Raw genomic sequence first — 20,838 nt, 5'->3', positions numbered from 1 at the left:
TCGGCGGCGGCGCATTTCTCCATCGCAGGACGAGAATATTTCATGTCGGCGCATTCTTGCGCCAATTTAGATGATATGTCATCTATTGCGATATCAACGGATATGTCTCATGCCTCCCGAGCACGATAGAATTCTCGCCACCTTCGGCACGCTTGTCGGTCAGGCCGGGCGCCTCTGGCGCCGCGCCGCCGATCAGAAGCTGCAGCCGTTTGGTCTCACCGAAGCCACCTGGCTGCCCTTGCTGCGCATCTCCCGGTCGGCGACACCGATGCACCAGAAGGCGCTGGCGGCCTCGCTGTCGCTCGATAATTCCTCGGTCGTGCGGCTGATCGACAATCTGGAGGCAGCGGGTCTCGTCGAACGGCAGGAAGGGGAGGACCGGCGCGCCAAGGCGATCGTGCTCACCGAGGCAGGACGTCGCACCGTCATTGACGTCGAGCGTGTGGCGCAGAGCGTGCGCGAAGAGGCGCTCGCCGGATTGAAGCGCGAAGATGTCGAGACGGCCTTCCGCGTGCTCGAACATATCTCAGCCGTCTTTTCCCGCCCCAGCGAGGAGCAAGTATCGTGAATTCCCATCCTGGCCGGCTGGCCGATGCCGCGCCGTTGATATCGCCGAAGAGCGTTCCCGTCTGGCTGCTGGCGCTCGTGACCTTCAGCGGCACGCTTGCCATGCACATCTTCGTGCCGGCTCTGCCGTCGGCCGCAACCGATCTCGGCGCCAGCATCGGCGAGATGCAGATGACGGTCAGCCTCTATATTTTCGGCCTTGCCGTCGGGCAGCTTGTCTATGGCCCGCTCTCGGACCGCTATGGGCGCCGTCCGGTGCTGATGAGCGGGCTGGTGCTCTATACGCTTGCGGGGCTCGCAGCACTCGTTTCGCCGAGCGTCCATGCGCTGATCGCCGCCCGGCTTTTCCAGGCGCTCGGCGGCTGCGCCGGCCTTGTCATCGCCCGAGCCATTGTCCGCGACACCTCGACGGCTGACGATACAGCCAAGCGGCTGGCGGTGATGAACCTGATGGTGACGGTCGGCCCGGGTCTTGCGCCGATCGCTGGCGGGGCGCTTGCGGCAACGCTTGGCTGGCGCTCGATCTTCGTGGCGCTCTGTGCGCTCGGCATTCTCAACATGCTGATGACCTGGAAGCTGGTGCCGGAGACCGGACGGCGAAATGCCGAGACCTCGGTCAAGTCGCTGAGCCGCGACTATCTCGGCCTGCTGCGCTCACCGGCTTTCGTTGGCTACGCGATCGGCGGGGGATGCGCGACGACGTCGATGTATGCCTTTACCGCATCGGCACCCTTCATCGTCATGAACGAGCTGCACCGGCCGGCAACCGAGGTCGGCATCTGCCTTGCTTTGCTGATCTTCGGCTACTGGATCGGCAGCATGATCGCCACACGGCTGATCGGGCGCTTTGCGATGAAGCGGCTGATGGTGATCTCCAACCTCGTCAGCATCGGTGCTGCACTCGCGTTCCTGACGCTGGCAGCGAGCGGCGAACTCCAGCTGCTGCCGATGATGGCGGCGATCATGGTCTATACGATCGGTGCGGGCGTGGCTTCGCCGAATGCGCTGACGCTTGCCGTCAGTGTCAATCCGAAGGTCACCGGCTCGGCTTCCGGCCTCTATGGCGCAACGCAGATGGCTGTTGGAGCCGTCTGCACGGCGCTGGCAGGCATCGGCGGCGATCCGGGCCTGGCGGCGGCCAGCGTTCTCGTCGGCGCCAGCATTCTGGCGCAGAGCTGCTTCTGGATCGGCGTGAAGGCGAGCGACGCTACGGCAGCAGGCCGGGGCGCAGCAGCATGACAGGGCAGGCCGCACCGGCGGAAAGTGCGGGCGCATGCGGCGGACGGACGATCAGGCAATCGGCGGCCGCGAAGATCTTCATCATCGACGAATCCTGCTTGCCGAACGGCTTTGCCTGCCATGCGCCGGATGGCGATTTTGCGAGTGTGGCGCGGACATAATCCTGGCGCTGGTCGTTGGCTGCGAGCTCGACGGCCGCTTCCGCGACGATCTCACGCTTGACCGGCGGCAGCGAGGCGAGCTTGCGGACCAGTGGCTCGAGGAAGAGCAGCGCGCAGACCAGCGTCGAGACAGGGTTTCCCGGCAGGCCGAGAACGTGGATCTTGCCGAGGCTGCCGACCATCAGCGGCTTTCCGGGCCGCATGGCGATCCGCCAGAAATCGAGCGTCATGCCTGCAGCAACCATGGTCGACTGAACGAGATCGTGGTCGCCGACGGAGGCGCCGCCGAGCGTGACGATGACATCGGCGCCTGCCACTTCGGCCTTGCGGATCGCGGCGGTGATGGCCGCCTTGTCATCAGGGACGATACCGAGATCGAGCACCTTCCCGCCGGCATTGCGCACGAGAGCGGAAACGCCAAAGGTGCTCGACGCGATGATCTGCGAGGGGCCGGGCTTGCTTCCGGGCGTGACCAGTTCGTCGCCGGTGGCGAGGATCGCGACGCGCGGCTTTCGCAGCACCTGCATCTCCGGCTGGTTCATCCCGGCAGCGACCGTCAGTCTGCTGAAATCCATCACCGTGCCTGCGAGCAACACCGGTTCGCCTTCCAGAAAATCCTGGCCGCGCGGGCGGATATGCTGGCCCTGGCGCACCGGGAATTTTGTACGCACGCCGCCATCGATCTTTTCGGCATCTTCCTGCAGAAGCACGCTGTCGGCGCCCTCAGGCACCGGTGCGCCGGTGAAGATGCGGACGGCTTCGCCCTTGCCGACCGTGCCCTCGAAGGCGTGACCGGCGGAAGAGGTGCCGGTGACGCGAAGCTCTGCGCCGGGCTCCGGCGCATCCTCGCGGCGCAGGGCGTAACCATCCATGGCGGAAGCATTGAAGGGCGGCTGGGTCAGCCGGGCAACGAGATCGGCTGCCAGCACGCGGCCATCGGCCTCAGCCAGTGCCACGGGCTCATGCTCTGAAACGGGCGATGCACTGCCGAGTAGGCGGGCCTGGGCTTCGGCTACCGGCAACAGGCTGCTCATCGGCCGGCCTCCGGATGACGGAAGTCGCCGGACTTGCCGCCGGACTTTTCCAGCAGGCGGATGCCGCCGATTTCCATCGCCTTGTCTGCCGCCTTTGCCATGTCGTAGATCGTCAGGCAGGCGACGGAGACCGCGGTCAACGCTTCCATCTCGACGCCGGTCTTACCGGTGAGCTTTGCCGTCGCGGTGACGCGCAGGCCGGGCAGGGCGGCATCTTCCTCGATCTCGACGCTGACCTTGGTCAGCATCAGCGGATGGCAGAGCGGAATGAGACTGGAGGTCTGCTTTGCGGCCATGATGCCGGCCAGGCGGGCAGTGCCGATGACATCGCCCTTCTTGGCATTACCGTCACGGATCAGCGCCACGGTTTCGGGCGCCATCCGCACGTGACCTTCGGCCGTGGCGATGCGCGTCGTTTCGGCCTTGTCGCCGACATCGACCATGTTCGCCTCGCCGGAGGCGCCTATATGAGTCAGGCGGGGCTCGTCGCCGCTCATGTCATTCAGCCGCGATTGCGGCTTCGCCGAACAGCAGCGCGCGGGTGGCGGCTGCGACATCATCCTTGCGCATCAGGCTCTCGCCGACGAGGAAGGTATTGATGCCGAAGGCCTGCAGGCGCTTGCAATCGGCATTGGTGAAGATGCCGCTTTCGCCGACCAGTAGACGATCGTCGGGCACCATGGCCGATAGCTGTTCGCTGACAGTCAGGCTGACTTCGAAGGTGCGCAGATTGCGGTTGTTGATGCCCACGAGCGGGGAAGAGAGCTTCAGCGCCCGCTCCATTTCCTCGGCATCGTGGACTTCGACCAGAACATCCATGCCGAGCCCGAAGGCTTCGTCCTGCAGGCGTTCGGCATCGCTATCGCTCAGCGATGCCATGATCAGTAGGATGCAGTCTGCACCCCATGCACGAGCTTCGTGGACCTGGTAGGTCTCGAACATGAAATCCTTGCGCAGCGCCGGCAATGAGCAGGCGGCACGGGCAGCGGTCAGGAATTCCGGCGCGCCCTGGAAGCTCGGCGTATCGGTCAGAACCGAAAGACAGGCGGCGCTGCCGTTCTCATAGGCCTTGGCAAGCGCCGGCGGATCGAAATCCGGGCGGATCAGGCCCTTGGACGGGCTCGCCTTCTTGATTTCGGCAATCAGGCCGAACTCGCCGGCATCCCGCTTGGCAGCGAGCGCCTTGTGAAAGCCGCGCGGTGCCGATTGGCCGGCCTGCATCGCTTTCAGGTCGGCAAGCGACACCTTGGCCTTGGCGGCGGCGATCTCTTCGCGCTTATAGGTTTCGATCTTCTTCAGGATATCGGTCATCGGGCAATCCTAGTCGATATCGTTGGAAACGGCGATGAGTTTGTCGAGGGCTGCCGCCGTCGCGCCGCTGTCCAGCGATTGCGTGGCGAGCATCATGCCCTTGGCGATCGTCTCGGCCTTGCCAGCAACGACGAGCGCAGCAGCGGCATTCGCAAGCGCGACATCGCGATAGGCGTTCTTGGTGCCGCCGAGTACTTCGCGCAGTGCCGCCGCGTTGACGACGCCATCTCCGCCCTTGAGGGCCGAGAGCGTGCAGGGTGCCACGCCGAAATCGGCAGGCGACAGCTCGAAAGTGCGGATCTTGCCGTTCTCGAGTGCTGCAACGCTGGTCTTGCCGGTCGTGGTGATTTCGTCCAGGCCATCGCCGTGGACGACCCAGACGCTTTCGGAGCCCAGATCGCGCATGACTTCGGCGAGCGGCACCACCCATTGCGGCGCAAAGACGCCGAGCAGCTGGCGGCGGACGCCGGCGGGATTGGTGAGCGGTCCCAGCAAATTGAAGATCGTGCGCGTACCGAGCTCGACGCGCGACGGGCCGACATGGCGCATCGCCGAGTGATGCTGCTGCGCGAACATGAAGCCGACACCGGCTTCCGCGATGCAGCGGCTGATCACTTCGGGGCTGATCTCCAGCTTGACGCCGAGTGCCGACAGGCTGTCCGACGCTCCGGATTTCGAGCTCAGGGCGCGGTTGCCGTGCTTGGCGACCGGGACACCGGCACCGGCGACGATCAGCGCCGCCAGCGTCGAGATATTGTAGGTGCCACTGCCGTCACCGCCGGTGCCGACGATGTCGATCGCATCGTCAGGGGCGACGACGCGCAGCATCTTGGAGCGCATCGTGGTGGCGGCGCCGACGATCTCGTCGACGGTTTCGCCACGTACCCTGAGGGCCATCAGGAAGCCGCCGATCTGCGAAGGCGTCGCCTGGCCCGACATCAGGATGTCGAAGGCCGCCTGGGCCTCCTCACGCGTCAGAGGCTCGCGGCTCGCGGCCTTGGCCAGAAGCGGCTTCAGATCGGTCATCAGCTCAAGCTCCTGCTAGCGAACGGCTGCCTGATCGGCGAGCGTCTGGTTGATCGAGGCGCCGTACTGCGTTTGCAGCAGGGTCACCATCTGGTCGAGGATATCGTCACCGGCAGCATTGGCGACGGCGGCGATCTGCGCATCCTGGTTGGTCAGCGCATCGGTCGTCGGGTCGTCATTGACATTGGTGACCTTGAGCAGGATCTGCGTGCTCGGATCGGCGCCAACGGCACTGGCAACCGTATCGGCCGGGCCGCTGAAGGCAGCGTTGACGGCGCGGCCGAGGACAGCGTCATCGGTGCTGCGGGTGATACCGGCCTTGCTTTCTACGGCGATGCCAAGCGGGGCAGCGATATCGGCCAGCGACTTGCCCTTCTGTGCTTCCTGCTTCAGCTCGTCGGCCTTCTTCGCAAGCTCGAGCTTCTGCTGCTCTGCGGTCCAGTCGGCAACGGCCTTGTCGCGCACTTCGGCGAGCGGGCGGTCGCGCTCAGGCGTCACTTCGCGAACATCGAACCAGACATAGCCGTCATTGCCGAGTGAAACGGCAACCGGCTGGGTGCCGACTTCGGTCTTGAAGGCTTCGCCGAGCAGCTGCTGCTTGGCCGGGATATCCTTGACCTCGTTGCCATCCTTGTCAGCGCCCGTGGCGTCGATCGCGTCGATGAGGACGGCCTTGAGCTTCAGCTCCTTGGCAATGTCTTCGAGCGACTGGCCGGCGCTGCGCATATCCTCGATATGATCGTGGACATTGATGACTTCCTGCGAAGCGTTGACCAGCGCAAGCTGCTTGCGGATGTCTTCCTTGACCTCGTCGAGCGTCTTCGTCGTTTCCGGCTTGATATTGGTGATGCGCAGGATGACCGGACCGAAGGCGCCGTCGACGACAGGCGTCGTGCCGCCGCTCTTGGCAACGGCAAAGGCTGCATCGGCGACGGACTGATCCGGAACCTTGTCCTTGGTGAAATCGCCGAGCAGCACGTCGGTTGCCGTCTTGCCCTGGTCGGTAACCAGCTGATCGAACGTCGTGCCGGTCTTCAGCGCGGCGAGGGCGGCGGCAGCCAGATCCTTGTTGGCGAACGTCAGCTGTTCGATCGTGCGGGTCTCGGGCGTGCGGAAGGTTTCCTTGCGCTTGTCGAAATCTTCGCGGATCTGCTCGTCGGTGACCGTCGAGACATCGGCAATGTCGGCAGACTCGAGCTTGAGATAGGCGACCTTGCGGTATTCCGGCGCGCGGTAGCGGGTCTTTACGCCATCGAACCACTTCGACAGAACGTCATCGGCGGGTGCCTTGATCGGCTCGATATTGGCGTTGGTGAGCAGCAGGTAATCGATGTCGCGGCTTTCCTGGCGATAGACCTTGAGCGCATCGACCAGCGTCTTCGGGGCGGTGAAGCCATTCGAGACGGCATCGACGATCTGGCTGCGGACCGCGACCTTGCTGCGCTCGTTGATATAATCGGCTTCGCGGATACCGGCATTGCGCAGGCGCGAGGTGAAGAGCGTGCGGTCGAACTTGCCGCTGACATCCTTGAACGCCGGATCGTCACCGATCAGCTGGGCGAGGCGATCTTCAGAGAGGCCGAGATTCATGTCTTCGGCGAGCTGATCGAGCGAAGCGCCGGCAACGAGCTGGGCGATTGTCTGCTGCTCGACACCGAAGGCCTTGGCCTGATCCGGCGTCAGGCGCATGCCGAACTGCTGGCTGAGGCTTGCCACCTGGCGCTGGTAGGCGAGGCGGAACTCGTTGACGTCCACCTTCTGATCACCAACGGTGACTACCGTCGTGCTGGAACCGCCGCTGATCAGCTCGCGGGATATGCCCCAGATGCCGAAGGAGGCGACCAGAAGAAGCATGAGGAGCTTGGCGACCCACGTCTGGGCAGCTCTTCTCAGGATATGGAACATCGAAACGCAAACCTCGCATTATATTCCGCCCATTCACGGGCAAAGCTTTCGACGTTCCTTAGAGCAAAGCACGGCGGAATTGAAGCGTTATCGGACGAAAACATGACAGTGTCCGGAATGGATTTTGCTGGGCCGCCCCAGGCAACAAAAGCGCGCATTGCCGGGAACCTTTCGCCGCCTCCATTCGTTGTTGCGGCATCCGGAAAAATAGGAGCAGACAATGGCCGAACTGAAAACCGCCTCCGCCCAATCCACAGCTGCGCGCGTCAAGGCGGAAGTCGCCGCCGATGACCTGTCCGCACAGGTAGCCGCGTTGCGCGAGGATCTGGCCCGCCTTTCCGAAAGCGTCGTGGCGCTGGGGCAGGGAGCAAAGACCGCCGTTGCCGACGAAGCTTCTGTGATGACGGAAAAGGTACGCGACAAGGTGCGCGAGGAGCCGATCTTCGCTCTCGCCGTCACGGCCGGCATCGCTTATGTCTTCGGGCTGATGAGCCGCCGCTGATTGCCGCCATCCTACAAAAAAGCCGGGAGTGAAATCCCGGCTTTTTTCATGCGCATTTTTCTTGGGATCAGCGCCGGACCATCCGGCCGATGGCGATCAGCAGGCAGGCGCCGACGAAACCGGTGATGAGATAGCCGAGCCAGCCCGACAGCGGCTGCACATGCAGAAGCCCCAGAATGAAGTTGGCGACGATAGCGCCGACAATGCCGAGAATGATGTTCATGAACACGCCCATGTTGCTGCTCATGAACTTTTCGGCCAGCCAGCCGGCAAAGCCGCCGATGATGATTGCCGCAATCCAGCCTACGCCCTGATCTTCCATAGTGATTTCCCTCCGAGAAAAACAACGAAATGAACGCGGAAACTGCAGAAAGGTTCCCCGATTCTCAGGGCTGAAGCAATGTCACCGGCATATGCATCGCATGGCTGACCAGCTGAAACAGCAGTCCCGACAGGGCAAGCGCCGCAAAACCCAGCGGCATGATCAAACTCTTACCGGACATTTTTACTCTCTCCCATTTGACGTTCGAGAATAAATCATCAGGTAAGCGCGGCAAGCCAAATATTAACGGATGGTTAAGCATAAAATTTGAATGAAACGACTGAGAAGAAACCAGTTTTTACTTCGCCACGTAAATTATTCCAGGTTGCAAAATTAACGTGCCATTAAAGCATATTAGTGATCATCGATACACAGCAACCGACGGGAGACTCAGATGCGTCATTCACACCTTATGGAACACCTGGAAGCAGCCCGCAAAATCGCCGAGGCCGACAACGAACTGTTCGTCGCCTACCTGATCAAGATGGCGAAAGAGGCTGTGCGCAAGCAGGATAAGGGCGTAAAGCCCAAGGAAGCCGTCGCCGCCTAAGACCCGGACGGCACTTCAGCCTCAACGCGCGACATTCTGACGGCCAATCAGCAAATTGGCCGCCATAGTCCACCGTTAGAGTGGTTTTCGCTCCGTTTCGGACTATCACCGCGCCTCGGCTTTGTATTGTACGACAACCATAGCGGGCTGCAGCCGAGAGCGACTTGGATGCCAACTGCAGTCACGCGACAGGCACCCAGACGCGCGTAGCGGCTTTATTGTGCGCACGCGGCCGAATTGTCCGGGCTCACGACATTACCGGATGGACCGGTATTGCCGCTTGCATTTGCCTGCGGCTCACGGCGGCAGTCGTTTGAATCACCGTTCGAGCCGGAATTTCCGCTATTGATCGTGCTGTTCGTCGTGTTCGGATCGACGATCGCGGGATTGCTGTTGGTCGTCCCGTTCGTGCCGCCGCTTCCATTGCCGCCCATGCTGCCGGACCCCGACATCGTCCCGGTCCCCGATCCGCTTCCCGCTGCACTACCACCCGAAGAACCGCCGCTGGACGACTGGGCGAGGGCGGATGTTGCCAGCCCGAGAGACAGCAGGGACACGGCAGCTATTTTCACAAACATGATTTCCTCCTTCATCGGTGTTGAAGAAAGCCGAACCGCCTGAGGCGTCCTATGTTCCCATTTTCCGGTAAGGGCGATCGCGCCGCAGAGATTTTTGGGTCCAGCCCTTGCATTGACGCGCGCCTTTGCGTCATAAGGCGCGGAACGGAAGAGTGTCCGAGTGGTTTAAGGAACCGGTCTTGAAAACCGGCGTGCGGGAAACCGTACCGTGGGTTCGAATCCCACCTCTTCCGCCAATTCCAATTAGAGCGGCGATCAAACAGAGCCAATCGTGTACCACGGCTCATGGCTTGCCGCAGCACTCACCACTTCATCGTTGCGTCTTCCAGGCCGAATTCATGGCTGTAGGGCGTTTCGCCACGGATCGTGGCTTCGATCAACCTTTTCAGGCCGACGCGCTTCAGATCCAGCATTCTTGTGACGACAGTGTCTTGAGCCCCGAAGTAGCCGAGCAATGCGCTCTCCTGCTCCGTCAGATGCACCTCTTTAGAACCACACCTGAAGCCAACGCAAAGCCTGCCGCTAATTAGCGGCCGGATGGGATTTTCGGCGGCTAGTTCAGAACTCAGGACCTTGCCGCCATTGAGTTCGAGCTCCAATGTCCCGGTGCGATAGTTGCGGGGGCCGATTATTGTTGCGGTTGCGGTATCGGCAAAAGCGATCGTCATGTTGTCGCGTTTTCCGGATGTCGCCTTTATCTTCGCCAACTCGCCTCGACCGACCAGCGCCCTTGCGAGCGCGGCGGCATGATAGCGGTAACCTGAACGTTGCATCCTAACTGCCCGAACCGGCTCACTCGGCAGTGCATCGATCCACGGAAGCAAAACAGAATCCTCGCCAAGTACGGCCTGCCTGAATTTGGCAAGCTCCGATTTTATCCGGGGGGTGTCGACAGCTGGTGTATCGATGATCAGCGCGATGTGTCGGACAGACGATTTTGTGACTTGGGCGAGAACCCGCTCCAACTGCGCCGGCGGGACGGCGATGTAGATGAGCGTGGCCTGCTGCAGTTGATCGGCGGTGAGAGATTCGAGCGAGGCGGTCTCATAGCACTCAAGCTCACCGAAAACCGCATTGAGACCGGTCGAATAGACCTTGTCGATCTCGATGCTTTCGATAGCCTCAAGAGCAGGTATGACATCTTCCCGGACACGGCGGCCGGCACCGATGACGATCGCGTGATCGGTTCTATCTCTTGCGGCAACAACCTTCCCCCGAGGCATATCGGGAACGAGATGTCGCGCCAGCCGGATCGATAGCGCAATCACCGTCATTGTCGGATTTGCGCTTCCCCCTGTCGGGAAGACCATACCGCCGGCAAGAAAGAGATTATCGACACTATGGACGCGCAGATTCGTGTCGACGACCGAAGTCTGTGGATCATGCCCCATGGCTGCCCCGCCGAGATGATGGCTCGCGTCATTGCGCAAGAGGCCCGCGAGGTCTGGCTCGACAGTCAACTCTCCGATACCAGCAGCCTGCAGCGCAACGCGCGCCTGCTCAGCCAGGCGCGCCACCGCTCGGACGTCCTCATCCGTGATGTCGTGCTTGACGAAAGCGATCGGCGTACCGAGTTGATCCGCCACCTCGGGCAAAACAGTGACGTACGAAGCATCGCTCGGGCGCATCTCCATGAAGCAACGCACGCGTGCCCATTTGAAGGTCTTTTGGCGCTTGCTCAGAAGTCTCGCTGCTATCCGCTGGACGGTTTGCAGAATCCCGGGGAGATTTGCGAGGCCTGCAACATGTTTGCCGGCGGCTGCAAATTGGCGTTTGCGTAGCGACGCCGTGAAGGCCCGCAGCGTTTGGCTCAGCTGTTTTGCCTCCGGGTAGGTGCCGATAGAACTGGGTTCGAAGCGCAGATAGGGATTGAGAAGCCCTTCGTTTTCCTGAACCTCATCGCTCAGACGAAGCCCGACATAGCCTGTATAGCCGCGGTCGCTTACCTTAAAGAAATCATGTGACTTCGGCAGCGGCTCATTGAACGTCACACGTCCAATATAGCCCTTCGGGTGATTCATGAAGCCGCGGCCGAGGCGGCCAAAATTGTCTGGGATGCCAGAGTTTTTCAGTATCCTGATGGCCTCGATCGCCGATGTCGCCAGAACGAATCTCTTGGCCTGGATGCGGATCTTCGTGCCGCTGTCGGTCGCACAGTTTGCGCCCACGACATGTGCCAACTCTGACTGGCCCGGACCGAGCTCCAACGAGGTAACGGTCGCGCCATAAACCAGGTCAAAGCCTTCTGACAAAAAGGCATGCGTGTAACGCCTGCCGAAGCGGGTTACCGGCTCCTGCGTCTTGAAGATCTTGCCATGAACGCCCGGAAGCGCGGGCAGGTGATGCTCGACATTGTTGCTCCAAGGCTCACCGAACCTGTTGCGTGATGGAATCTTGTAACGATATCCAACCTCGTCGGAGCCCGAATAAAGCTCATCGTGAGAAATAGGCCAACCGGGGTGCAATCCTGGCCGGTCTTTCAGATCAATCTCGTCCAGCGGGGCAATGAAACCGGACCAGGTCTGCGAGGAGCCGCCAATCGATCGGACGCGGGAATCGGATCTGACCTCTATACCCTCGGATCGGATGGCACCAAGGTCGTCTCGCTCGCCTGCGGCTTCACTGCCACTTTCGAGCACGCAGATCCGCAAGCCCGAATACTTGAGCTCAAGGGCGATGGTCATGCCCGCCGGCCCGCTTCCTATGATGCACAGATCATATGCTTCTGATGAACCCGGCTGTATGTCAGTCGCAGGAATAATCACGATCAAATCTTATGTTCGTTGAGATTGCTCTGGGATTTATCTGACTGTTGATTAAATGAAAACCGGAGAAGCGAGGCCGTTATTCGGCCGCATTAAGCGAGCTTGAAACATCTTTAATTTAACCATCTATAAACCATAACCATTAAAATTGCGGCTATCGCTGCGATATTGTTCGCAAATTCGGCACATTGGCCACACAATTAAAGTCTCGTTAGGTGCAGGGGCGTAGGCAGGGTTGGTCCGTTTCAGGGCACTTGCTTAACCATAACGATCTTTGGCGGCGTGGGACAAATGAAGTTGGAATACGGGGCGGCGTCTTTCGCAACGGGTGTGCGGTGGCTGGCATTGGCGGCGATGTGCGCTGCGGTCACGGCGTGCGGTACAACATCTCAGGCGCCGAAGAAGCGCGCTCACGGCAAAGAATACTTTTCCGAAAAAGAATATGGCGTCAAAGCCAGCCCCCGTGTCGTCGAGGGCGGACCGATCCCGAAGGGCGGCGGCCGCTATATCGTCGGCAATCCCTATCAGGTGAAGGGCAAGTGGTATTATCCGCAGGAAGATTTCTCCTATAGCAAGGTCGGCATCGCATCTTGGTACGGCTCGGCCTTCCACGGCCGCCTGACGGCGAATGGCGAGGTCTATGATCAGCTGTCGATCTCGGCGGCCCATCCGACATTCCCGCTGCCGAGCTATGCGCGCGTCACCAATGTCGAGAACGGCTCGTCGATCATCGTGCGCGTCAACGATCGCGGCCCTTATCACGAGGGTCGAATCATCGACCTGTCCAACAAGACCGCCGACCTGCTCGACATGAAGCACAGCGGCACCGGCCGCGTTCGCGTTCAGTATGTCGGCAAGGCGCGTATGGATGGGCATGACATGCCCTATCTGATGGCCTCCTACACGCCGAAGGGCAGCCGCATCCCGGCCGTCGATCCGGGCGGTCAGATTGCAAGCGGCGTGATGGTCGCTTCCAACGATCGCCGCATCACCAGCGACCAGCTGCGCAGCCTGGGCACGCTGACCGTGCCTCAGGCCTCCAAGGTTCCGGTTCCGATGTCGGCGACGGCTTACGGCGGTTCGACGCCGAGCGCCCGCTATAATGCCGCTCCGGTCCCGACGCCCGCACCGGCGCAGCCTTTCGGCACGATGGGTGCGCCGCAGGGTTTCGGCGAAATGGTGGTTCTGCCGGAGATCGGACCGATCCCTTATGAGCGTCCCTATGGCTGGGGCAGCTCGCTGGCCATGGGCTATCAGGAAACCGAAACGGTCACCGTTCCGATCGCTTTCGACGCCGTCATGGTCCGCAACGATGGCCTGACGCAGGAATCGATCCTCGCCTCCTACAAGCGCCAGCACGCAAAGCAGCCGGTGCGCTAAGACGCCGATTGCAGGCGCGCACCGGGTTCTCTAACCTCCAGAATCGAATTTCGCGCTTGGGGACTTGCGATGCTGAAGCGTCTCATCGGTTATTGCGTTTGCCTGCTTTCTGCTGCTTCGGCATCGGCTGCAGCCGATCCGGCACCTGCCGGCTTCGTCACCAAGGCGGCGCAGGCCTATATGATCGAGGCTTCGACCGGCACCGTGCTTCTGGCGAAGAACGAGGACCAGGCTTTCTCGCCGGCGTCGCTCGCAAAGCTGATGACGATGGATATCGTCTTTGCCTCGCTGAAGGGCGGCGAGATCACCCTCGATACCGATTATCCGGTCTCCGAATTCGCCTGGCGCACCGGCGGCGCACCGTCACGGACGGCAACGATGTTTGCTTCGCTGAAGAGCCGGGTGCGCGTCGAAGATCTGGTCAAGGGCGTTGCCATCCAGGGCGCCAATGACAGCTGCATCATTCTCGCCGAAGGCATGAGCGGCACCGAGGAGAATTTCGCTGCCGCCATGACGCGCCGTGCCCAGACGCTCGGGATGACCAAGAGCATTTTCGGCAATTCGACCGGCCTGCCCGACGGCGGCAAGAGCAAGACGACGGCGCGGGATATGGTGACGCTCGCCGCCGATCTGCAGCAGACCTATCCGGCCTATTATCCCTATTTTGCGCAGGCCGATTTCGAATGGAACAAGATCTTCCAGCGCAATCGCAATCCGCTGCTCGGTCTGGGTCTCGGCGCCGATGGCCTTGCGACCGGCTTTGCCGAAGGCGAGGGCTATTCGATCGTCGCCTCGGTGCAGCGTGACGGCAAGCGGCTGTTCCTGGCGCTCGGCGGCATCGCCTCCGACAAGGAGCGCACAGACGAGGCCAAGCGCATTCTCGAATGGGGGCTGACCTCCTTCGAAACGCGGCAGATCTTTGCCGAGAAGGAAGTTGTCGGGTCGGCGAGCGTTTATGGCGGGCAGTCGGGCAGCGTCAACTTGGTCGCCAAGACGCCGGTCAGCGTCTATATCCCGGTCAGCAATCCCGATCGGCTGGCGGCGCGAATCATCTATCGCTGGCCGCTAACAGCGCCGGTAGCGGCCGATGCGGAGGCGGGGACGCTGGTGATTTCCTCCGGCGGGCGCGTGTTGCGCGAAGTGCCGCTCTTTACCGCGCAGAGCGTGGCCGAGGGCTCGCTGACCAGCCGGGCGGTCGATGCGCTGCTCGAACTCGGCGAATCCGTGTTCTTCTCCTGGCTTTGGGACAAGGCCGAAGGCGCCTGACGACCGGGCCGGCACTTGAAATTGGCGGGGAAGGGCGCTTGCCCGGCTCAGTGCAAGGTTTCACTTGGCGGCGTCTTCGGCTAGATAGGTCAGGAGCCCTGCGTCAATTCTTTCGCAGGATGGCGAGAAGACGGGAAAGTGCGCGTGTCGTCCGGTACGGGATTGTTCGTTACATTCGAAGGTGGTGAGGGGGCTGGCAAATCGACCCAGATCCGCCGCCTTGCCGAAGCTTTGCGCGAGCGCGGACATCAGGTGCTGCTGACGCGCGAGCCCGGCGGTTCGCCGGGTGCGGAAGCCGTTCGCCATGTGCTGCTGTCAGGCGCGGCCGAAGCTTTCGGCACGCGGATGGAAGCGATCCTGTTTGCCGCGGCGCGCAACGATCACGTCGAGGAAATCATCCGGCCGGCGCTGCTGCAGGGCAAGATCGTGCTCTGTGACCGCTTCATGGATTCCTCGCGCGTCTATCAGGGCGTAACCGGCAATCTGGAGCCCGATTTCATCGAGACGCTGCAGCGCATCGCCGTCAATGGCGTGGTGCCGGATTGCACCGTCATCCTTGATATTCCCGCAAGCGCCGGTCTTGCCCGGGTGCAGAAGCGCAATGCGGATGGTCCCGATCGCTTCGAGAAAGAAGAGCTGGAAACGCACGAGAAGCGCCGCGAGGCCTATCTCGATATCGCCGCCCGCGAACCGGAACGCTGCCACGTCGTCAATGCCATGCAGGACGAGGCCGCTATCGCCGCCGAAATCCTCGAGATCATCACGCAGCTGACGAGCACTGACGCGGCCGAAAAGACGCCGGAAGCCGTTCATGAGTGAGGACCGGCCCGGCCTGCTGGATGGGGCGATCTGGCCGGCGGAAAATCCCAAGCTCTTTGGTCACGAGGATGCGGAGGCTTTCCTCTCGCAGTCCTATCGCTCCGGCAAGGGACATCATGCGGTCCTGATCGAGGGACCGGAAGGTATCGGCAAGGCGACGCTGGCCTTCCGCTTTGCCAATTACGTGCTTTCGCACCCCGATCCCGGGGCCGCGCCTGAAATCATTCCCGATCCGGATCCGAATTCTCCCGTCAGCCGCCAGATCTCATCGGGTGCCTCGCACAATCTCCTGCATCTGGCGCGGCCGGTCGACGAGAAGACCGGCAAGGTCAAGTCGGCGATCACCGTCGACGAGGTGCGCCGCGCCGGGAAATTCTTCTCGCAGACATCGGGCACCGGCAACTGGCGCATCGTCATCATCGATCCGGCCGACGACATGAACCGGAATGCCGCCAATGCGATCCTGAAGATCCTCGAGGAGCCACCTAAGCGGGCGCTGTTCCTGGTTCTCTCGCATGCGCCGGGAAAACTGCTGCCGACCATCCGGTCGCGCTGCCTGCCGCTGAAGCTCTCGCCGCTTGGCGAAGGCGATCTCGCGGCGGCGCTGGGCAATCTCGGTGCTGCGACCGACGATCCGTCGCTGCTTGCGGCCGCTAAGGGCAGCGTCGGCGAGGCTTTGAAGCTGATGAACTATGGTGGCGGCGAGATCATCAATGCCTATCAGGACGTGCTTTCGGCACAGGGACCGGCGGCGCGGCGCGCCATGCACCGGCTGGCCGATGCTCTCTCCGGAAAAGAAAGCGATACGATCTTCGAGTTCTTCGTGAGCCATGTCGGCGAAGACCTGATGGACCGGGCGCGTCAGGCGGCGCGGGCAGGGGATATTGCCGGTGCCGAGCGGATGGCGCGGCTACAGTCGGATGTGAACGAGCGGCTGACGGTGTCGGGAGCCTATAATCTCGACCGCAAGCAGACGATCCTCGGCATTCTCGCCGATATCAAGCAACCCGGGCCGTAATCAAGCCGTCAGCAGCTTCCAGGCGACGACGGCAAGCGTCAGCGCCAGCACGATGCGGATGGTGCGCTCGTGCAGCTTCGGCGCCAGCAGGCTGCCTGCGATGATCCCCGGGATCGAGCCGATGAGCAGAGCAACCAGCATCAGCCAGTCGATCTCGCCGATGAACCAGTAGCCCATACCGCCGATCAGCGTCAGCGGCACGGCATGGACGATATCGGAGCCGACGATCTCGCGCACATCGAGGTTCGGATACAGAACCAGGAGAATGGTGACGCCAAGCGCACCGGCGCCGACCGAGGTCAGCGTGACGAGAACGCCGAGCGCCAGGCCGAGGATGACCGTAAAGATGGCGATCGTCGCGGGCTTCGGCGGCGAGCGCTCGCCGATGGCGCTCTTAGCGAAGGCGAGCACCTGGGAGCGGAAAATCAGCATGAAGGCGGTCATGACCAGCAGCCAGCCAAGGGCGATGGTGATCGTATGCGCCACCTCGACGCTCTTGCGGTCGACGCCGGACATCAGCCAGAGCATGAGCAGGGCGGCCGGGACGCTTCCGGCGGCGAGCGAGCCGACGATGCGCCAGTTGATGCGGCCATGTATGCCGTGGACCGCGGTACCCGCTGATTTGGTGATCGCGGCATAGAGAAGGTCGGTGCCGACGGCAGTTGCCGGATGGACGCCGAAGAGCAGCACCAGCAGCGGCGTCATCAGCGAGCCGCCGCCGACGCCTGTAATGCCGACAAGCATGCCGACAAAGAAGCCGGAGAGCGAATAGAGAGGCTGGAAGGTTTCGGGAAGGCTCAAGCGGCATTCCCCGATGCGCGTGCGGCGATCAGCTCAATTTTCACGGTCTACTCTGCCTCGCCCCTGATGATGGCAAAGGGGTAGGATGCGGGCAAAAACGAGTCAAGCTCAGCTTGCCGCGCAGGCGGCCAAAAGGCTGCCGCTTTCGAAACTTAGTGTTTCTCTTCGCCATGACATGCGCTAAGAGCGGCTGACAATTTTGATAGAGTAAGCCGGACAAAGATGGCCGCCATGACAGACAAGAAGCCCTTCTACATCACCACCGCGATTTCCTATCCGAATGGCAAGCCGCATATCGGCCATGCCTACGAACTGATCGCCACCGACGCCATGGCGCGCTTCCAGCGCCTCGACGGCCGTGATGTTTTCTTCCTGACGGGTACCGACGAGCACGGCCAGAAGATGCAGCAGACGGCACGCAACGAGGGCATTACGGCCCAGGAACTTGCCGACCGCAATTCCGGTGAATTCCAGGCGATGGCGAAGCTGTTGAATGCGTCGAACGACGACTTCATCCGCACGACGCAGGAACGCCACCACGAGACGTCGCGCAACATCTGGAACCTGATGGCCGACAACGGCGACATCTACAAGGATTCCTATGCCGGCTGGTACTCGGTGCGTGACGAAGCCTATTACCAGGAAGACGAGACCGAAGTGCGCGCCGACGGCGTCCGCTACGGCCCGCAGGGCACGCCGGTCGAATGGGTCGAGGAAGCCAGCTACTTCTTCAAGCTGTCCGAATACCAGGACAAGCTGCTCAAGCACTACGAAGAGAACCCCGATTTCATCGGTCCGTCCGAGCGCCGCAACGAGGTCATTTCCTTCGTCAAGTCCGGCCTGAAGGACCTCTCGGTCTCGCGCACGACCTTCGACTGGGGCATCAAGGTTCCAAACGATCCCGAGCATGTCATGTATGTCTGGGTCGACGCGCTGACCAACTACATCACCGCGACCGGCTATATCGAAGACCGCAATGGACCGCGGGCGAAATACTGGCCGGCCGATGTGCATATTATCGGCAAGGACATCATCCGCTTCCACGCCGTCTACTGGCCGGCCTTCCTGATGTCGGCGGGTCTGCCGCTGCCAAAGCGCGTCTTTGCTCACGGCTTCCTGCTCAACAAGGGCGAGAAGATGTCGAAGTCGCTCGGCAACGTCGTCGACCCCGTCAATCTCGTCAATCACTTCGGTCTCGACCAGGTGCGCTACTTCTTCCTGCGCGAAGTCTCCTTCGGCCAGGATGGCAGCTATAGCGAAGAGGCGATCGGCCAGCGCATCAACGCTGACCTCGCCAATGGTATCGGCAACCTTGCCAGCCGCTCGCTGTCGATGATCGTCAAGAACTGCGACGGCAAGATCCCGGAACCCGGTCCGCTGACGGATGAAGACAAGGTGATGCTGGCTGCTGCCGATGCGCTGCTGGATTCCAACCGCGAAGACATGGGCAAGCAGATGATCCACAAGGCTGTCGCCTCGATCATCGGCGTGGTCTCCGAGACCGACCGCTATTTCGCCGGTCAGGCGCCGTGGGCGCTGAAGAAGACCGATCCGGACCGTATGGCGACCGTGCTTTACGTTACGGCCGAAGTCGTGCGCCAGATCGCCATCCTGCTGCAGCCGATCGTTCCTGAATCGGCCGGAAAGCTGCTCGATCTCGTTGCCGCTCCTGCGGACAAGCGCGATTTCGCAGCGCTCGGCGAGGCCGGCCGTCTGGTGCCAGGCACGCAGCTTGAGGCACCGGCACCGGTCTTCCCGCGTTACGTCGCGCCCGAGGCGTAAGGACTGCCGATGCTGATCGATACGCATTGCCATCTGGACTTTGCCGATTTCGACGCTGAGCGCGACGAGATCGTTGCTCGGGCGCACCAGTCCGGCGTCAAGCAGATGGTGACGATCTCGACGCGCGTCAGGAAGCTCGACGGGCTGCTGGCGATCACCGAGCGCTATCCGTCGGTCTTCTGCTCGGTCGGCACGCATCCGAACAGCGCCAACGAGGAACTTGATATCCAGACGGAAGATCTCGTCCGTCTGGCGAACGCCCATGAGAAGATTGTTGCGATCGGCGAAGCCGGTCTCGACTATTTCTATGACACGCAGGCGCCTGCGGACCAGCAGACCGGCTTTCGCCGTCACATCGCGGCTGCGCGCGAAACGCAGTTGCCGCTGGTCATTCACAGCCGCAGCGCCGACGAGGACATGGCGGCGATCCTGACCGAGGAAACAGGGAAGGGGGCCTTCCCTTTCATCCTGCATTGCTTCTCGGCCGGCCCTGAGCTTGCAAAGACCGGCGTCGAGCTTGGCGGTTATATCTCGTTCTCGGGCATCCTGACCTTCCCCAAGTCGGAAGAACTGCGGGCGATCGCCAAGACGATCCCGCATGACCGGCTGCTCGTCGAAACCGACGCGCCGTATCTGGCGCCCAAGCGCTGGCGCGGCAAGCGAAACGAGCCGTCCTACGTCGTGAACACCGCCGAGGTACTCGCCGAGACGCTTGATCTCAGCTACGCCGACATGGCGCGCATCACCACAGACAACGCCTTCCGGCTGTTCACCAAGATGCCGAGGATCTAGCGGCGTGGGCTACCGGCGGCGTTTCACCATTCTCGGCTGTTCGTCGTCGCCAGGCGTGCCGCGCATCACCGGTGACTGGGGCGCCTGCAACCCGGACAATCCGAAGAACCGGCGCACGCGCGCATCCTTCATGGTGCAGCAGTTCGACGGCAATGGCGGCGTCACAACCGTCGTCGTCGATACCGGATCCGATTTCCGCGAGCAGATGATCGCCGCCAAGGTCGGTCACATCGATGCGGTGCTCTACACGCATCCGCATGCCGACCATATCCACGGCATCGACGATCTGCGTGGCTACTATCACAATGCCCAGCAGCGCGTGCCGATCTACGCCAATGCGTTCACGATGGAGCGTATCCGCCAAGGTTTCGGCTATTGCATCGAAACGCCGCCAGGCAGCAATTATCCGCCAATCGTCGAGCCCAGGCTGATCGAGACACTCGACGCGCCGATCCGCATATCCGGCGCCGGCGGCGCCATTCCATTTCTGCCGCACGAGCAGCAGCACGGCGATATCATCTCGCTCGGCTTCCGCATCGGTGATGTCGCTTATTGCAGCGATATCAGCGACTTTCCGCCGGAAACTGCAGTGAGGCTTGAAAAGCTGGACGTGCTGATCATCGACGCGCTGCAATACCGCTATCATCCGAGCCATCTGTCGCTGGAACAGTCGCTCGACTGGATCGCAAGACTGCAGCCGAAGCGCGCGATCCTGACGCATATGCATACACCGCTGGACTACGACACGGTGATTGGCGAGACGCCGGATCACGTCGAACCGGCTTACGACCAGATGCAGTTCGAGATCGAACTCAGCGAGCTGGAAGAGCGCTGAGGGCGTCAGAGTGCCGGTTTTCCGGGGTTCTCAGGTAATCTGGGCATATCAATTAGTTCCATAATCTATCTTATGCGATCTTTGGATGTAGCCACAAAGTTAGAATGTCCTGTTTCTGCAAAGTTGGAATGTCACACTCCCCGGATCTGAAGGATGCGTGGGAGATTGCAGATGGGATTGATAGC

Annotated in this window: 20 protein-coding genes and 1 tRNA gene; 13 read left to right on the top strand and 8 right to left on the bottom strand. The window is 61.6% G+C overall.

Annotated features, from left to right (window positions below):
• Positions 1-109: 109 nt before the first annotated feature.
• Positions 110-568 carry a MarR family winged helix-turn-helix transcriptional regulator gene (locus ACQZ5H_RS05955; RefSeq protein ID WP_449097035.1) on the top strand — a complete coding sequence of 153 codons (459 nt, stop codon included), beginning with the start codon at positions 110-112 and terminating at the stop codon, positions 566-568.
• On the top strand, positions 565-1,806 hold the full coding sequence (locus ACQZ5H_RS05950) for a multidrug effflux MFS transporter (RefSeq protein WP_449097034.1): 1,242 nt from the start codon (positions 565-567) through the stop codon (positions 1,804-1,806). Before ACQZ5H_RS05955 ends, ACQZ5H_RS05950 begins: the two co-directional genes overlap by 4 nt.
• Here the strand turns inward: ACQZ5H_RS05950 and ACQZ5H_RS05945 are convergent.
• The 5 genes from ACQZ5H_RS05945 to ACQZ5H_RS05925 are packed head-to-tail and all read right to left on the bottom strand — an operon-like array spanning position 1,775 to position 7,243.
• Positions 1,775-3,001: a molybdopterin molybdotransferase MoeA gene (locus ACQZ5H_RS05945; protein WP_449097033.1), complete on the bottom strand. Its 1,227-nt coding sequence runs from the start codon at positions 2,999-3,001 to the stop codon at positions 1,775-1,777. The genes ACQZ5H_RS05950 and ACQZ5H_RS05945 overlap by 32 nt on opposite strands.
• A complete protein-coding gene (moaC, locus tag ACQZ5H_RS05940; RefSeq protein ID WP_449097032.1) occupies positions 2,998-3,498 on the bottom strand; it encodes a cyclic pyranopterin monophosphate synthase MoaC in 501 nt (166 codons plus the stop codon). The genes ACQZ5H_RS05945 and moaC overlap by 4 nt, the downstream gene beginning before the upstream one ends.
• Before the next feature lies 1 nt (position 3,499).
• Positions 3,500-4,312 (bottom strand): indole-3-glycerol phosphate synthase TrpC, encoded by an 813-nt coding sequence (gene trpC / locus ACQZ5H_RS05935; RefSeq protein WP_449097031.1) that lies wholly within the window; start codon positions 4,310-4,312, stop codon positions 3,500-3,502.
• Positions 4,313-4,321: 9 nt separating this feature from the next.
• Positions 4,322-5,338: an anthranilate phosphoribosyltransferase gene (gene trpD, locus ACQZ5H_RS05930; protein WP_449097030.1), complete on the bottom strand. Its 1,017-nt coding sequence runs from the start codon at positions 5,336-5,338 to the stop codon at positions 4,322-4,324.
• A 15-nt stretch (positions 5,339-5,353) separates the two neighbouring features.
• Positions 5,354-7,243 (bottom strand): SurA N-terminal domain-containing protein, encoded by a 1,890-nt coding sequence (locus ACQZ5H_RS05925; protein ID WP_449097029.1) that lies wholly within the window; start codon positions 7,241-7,243, stop codon positions 5,354-5,356.
• 220 nt (positions 7,244-7,463) lie between these two features.
• Here ACQZ5H_RS05925 and ACQZ5H_RS05920 point away from each other — a divergent pair, with 220 nt between their 5' ends.
• Positions 7,464-7,745: a hypothetical protein gene (locus tag ACQZ5H_RS05920; protein ID WP_112716231.1), complete on the top strand. Its 282-nt coding sequence runs from the start codon at positions 7,464-7,466 to the stop codon at positions 7,743-7,745.
• A 67-nt stretch (positions 7,746-7,812) separates the two neighbouring features.
• On the opposite strand, the gene ACQZ5H_RS05915 is transcribed toward ACQZ5H_RS05920, so the two are convergent.
• Complete coding sequence (locus tag ACQZ5H_RS05915; RefSeq protein ID WP_112716229.1) at positions 7,813-8,067, bottom strand: GlsB/YeaQ/YmgE family stress response membrane protein; 255 nt, start codon at positions 8,065-8,067, stop codon at positions 7,813-7,815.
• 394 nt (positions 8,068-8,461) lie between these two features.
• Here ACQZ5H_RS05915 and ACQZ5H_RS05910 point away from each other — a divergent pair, with 394 nt between their 5' ends.
• From ACQZ5H_RS05910 to ACQZ5H_RS05900, 3 genes are all read left to right on the top strand, one after another.
• Positions 8,462-8,617: a hypothetical protein gene (locus ACQZ5H_RS05910; protein WP_162708678.1), complete on the top strand. Its 156-nt coding sequence runs from the start codon at positions 8,462-8,464 to the stop codon at positions 8,615-8,617.
• 273 nt (positions 8,618-8,890) lie between these two features.
• Entirely contained in the window at positions 8,891-9,238 is a 348-nt protein-coding gene (locus ACQZ5H_RS05905; RefSeq protein ID WP_449097028.1) for a hypothetical protein, read from the top strand.
• A 103-nt stretch (positions 9,239-9,341) separates the two neighbouring features.
• Positions 9,342-9,431 (top strand) — tRNA-Ser (locus tag ACQZ5H_RS05900).
• A gap of 66 nt (positions 9,432-9,497) precedes the next feature.
• On the opposite strand, the gene ACQZ5H_RS05895 is transcribed toward ACQZ5H_RS05900, so the two are convergent.
• Positions 9,498-11,960: an FAD-dependent oxidoreductase gene (locus tag ACQZ5H_RS05895; RefSeq protein WP_449097314.1), complete on the bottom strand. Its 2,463-nt coding sequence runs from the start codon at positions 11,958-11,960 to the stop codon at positions 9,498-9,500.
• A 291-nt stretch (positions 11,961-12,251) separates the two neighbouring features.
• On the opposite strand from ACQZ5H_RS05895, the gene ACQZ5H_RS05890 reads away from it, so the two are divergent.
• From ACQZ5H_RS05890 to ACQZ5H_RS05875, 4 genes are all read left to right on the top strand, one after another.
• A complete protein-coding gene (locus ACQZ5H_RS05890) occupies positions 12,252-13,340 on the top strand; it encodes a septal ring lytic transglycosylase RlpA family protein (RefSeq protein WP_449097027.1) in 1,089 nt (362 codons plus the stop codon).
• A 69-nt stretch (positions 13,341-13,409) separates the two neighbouring features.
• Positions 13,410-14,606: a D-alanyl-D-alanine carboxypeptidase family protein gene (locus ACQZ5H_RS05885; RefSeq protein WP_449097026.1), complete on the top strand. Its 1,197-nt coding sequence runs from the start codon at positions 13,410-13,412 to the stop codon at positions 14,604-14,606.
• A gap of 144 nt (positions 14,607-14,750) precedes the next feature.
• Positions 14,751-15,425: a dTMP kinase gene (tmk, locus tag ACQZ5H_RS05880; protein WP_199629644.1), complete on the top strand. Its 675-nt coding sequence runs from the start codon at positions 14,751-14,753 to the stop codon at positions 15,423-15,425.
• The gene (locus ACQZ5H_RS05875) at positions 15,418-16,443 is read left to right on the top strand and encodes a DNA polymerase III subunit delta' (protein WP_449097025.1); all 1,026 of its coding nucleotides are present in this window, start codon (positions 15,418-15,420) and stop codon (positions 16,441-16,443) included. Before tmk ends, ACQZ5H_RS05875 begins: the two co-directional genes overlap by 8 nt.
• On the opposite strand, the gene ACQZ5H_RS05870 is transcribed toward ACQZ5H_RS05875, so the two are convergent.
• Positions 16,444-17,244: a sulfite exporter TauE/SafE family protein gene (locus tag ACQZ5H_RS05870; protein ID WP_199629646.1), complete on the bottom strand. Its 801-nt coding sequence runs from the start codon at positions 17,242-17,244 to the stop codon at positions 16,444-16,446.
• A 231-nt stretch (positions 17,245-17,475) separates the two neighbouring features.
• Here ACQZ5H_RS05870 and metG point away from each other — a divergent pair, with 231 nt between their 5' ends.
• Genes metG through ACQZ5H_RS05855 form a run of 3 tightly spaced genes read left to right on the top strand, consistent with a single transcriptional unit; the run spans position 17,476 to position 20,653 of the window.
• A complete protein-coding gene (gene metG / locus ACQZ5H_RS05865) occupies positions 17,476-19,026 on the top strand; it encodes a methionine--tRNA ligase (protein WP_203428882.1) in 1,551 nt (516 codons plus the stop codon).
• Positions 19,027-19,035: 9 nt separating this feature from the next.
• Entirely contained in the window at positions 19,036-19,818 is a 783-nt protein-coding gene (locus tag ACQZ5H_RS05860) for a TatD family hydrolase (RefSeq protein ID WP_449097024.1), read from the top strand.
• A gap of 4 nt (positions 19,819-19,822) precedes the next feature.
• Positions 19,823-20,653 carry an MBL fold metallo-hydrolase gene (locus ACQZ5H_RS05855; RefSeq protein ID WP_449097023.1) on the top strand — a complete coding sequence of 277 codons (831 nt, stop codon included), beginning with the start codon at positions 19,823-19,825 and terminating at the stop codon, positions 20,651-20,653.
• Positions 20,654-20,838 lie beyond the last annotated feature (185 nt).

It is taken from the genome of Rhizobium sp. 21-4511-3d, from assembly GCF_053522545.1.
Note: the sequence above shows the minus strand (reverse complement) of the source record. Positions and strands in the feature narration are given on the sequence as shown.

Excerpts from the sequence above, each read along its gene's own strand:
- ACQZ5H_RS05955 (WP_449097035.1), top strand. The coding sequence starts at position 110 with ATGCCTCCCGAGCACGATAGAATTCTCGCCACCTTCGGCACGCTTGTC.
- ACQZ5H_RS05945 (WP_449097033.1), bottom strand. The coding sequence starts at position 3,001 with ATGAGCAGCCTGTTGCCGGTAGCCGAAGCCCAGGCCCGCCTACTCGGC.
- moaC (WP_449097032.1), bottom strand. The coding sequence starts at position 3,498 with ATGAGCGGCGACGAGCCCCGCCTGACTCATATAGGCGCCTCCGGCGAG.
- trpC (WP_449097031.1), bottom strand. The coding sequence starts at position 4,312 with ATGACCGATATCCTGAAGAAGATCGAAACCTATAAGCGCGAAGAGATC.
- trpD (WP_449097030.1), bottom strand. The coding sequence starts at position 5,338 with ATGACCGATCTGAAGCCGCTTCTGGCCAAGGCCGCGAGCCGCGAGCCT.
- ACQZ5H_RS05925 (WP_449097029.1), bottom strand. The coding sequence starts at position 7,243 with ATGTTCCATATCCTGAGAAGAGCTGCCCAGACGTGGGTCGCCAAGCTC.
- ACQZ5H_RS05920 (WP_112716231.1), top strand. The coding sequence starts at position 7,464 with ATGGCCGAACTGAAAACCGCCTCCGCCCAATCCACAGCTGCGCGCGTC.
- ACQZ5H_RS05915 (WP_112716229.1), bottom strand. The coding sequence starts at position 8,067 with ATGGAAGATCAGGGCGTAGGCTGGATTGCGGCAATCATCATCGGCGGC.
- ACQZ5H_RS05910 (WP_162708678.1), top strand. The coding sequence starts at position 8,462 with ATGCGTCATTCACACCTTATGGAACACCTGGAAGCAGCCCGCAAAATC.
- ACQZ5H_RS05890 (WP_449097027.1), top strand. The coding sequence starts at position 12,252 with ATGAAGTTGGAATACGGGGCGGCGTCTTTCGCAACGGGTGTGCGGTGG.
- ACQZ5H_RS05885 (WP_449097026.1), top strand. The coding sequence starts at position 13,410 with ATGCTGAAGCGTCTCATCGGTTATTGCGTTTGCCTGCTTTCTGCTGCT.
- ACQZ5H_RS05875 (WP_449097025.1), top strand. The coding sequence starts at position 15,418 with ATGAGTGAGGACCGGCCCGGCCTGCTGGATGGGGCGATCTGGCCGGCG.
- metG (WP_203428882.1), top strand. The coding sequence starts at position 17,476 with ATGACAGACAAGAAGCCCTTCTACATCACCACCGCGATTTCCTATCCG.
- ACQZ5H_RS05860 (WP_449097024.1), top strand. The coding sequence starts at position 19,036 with ATGCTGATCGATACGCATTGCCATCTGGACTTTGCCGATTTCGACGCT.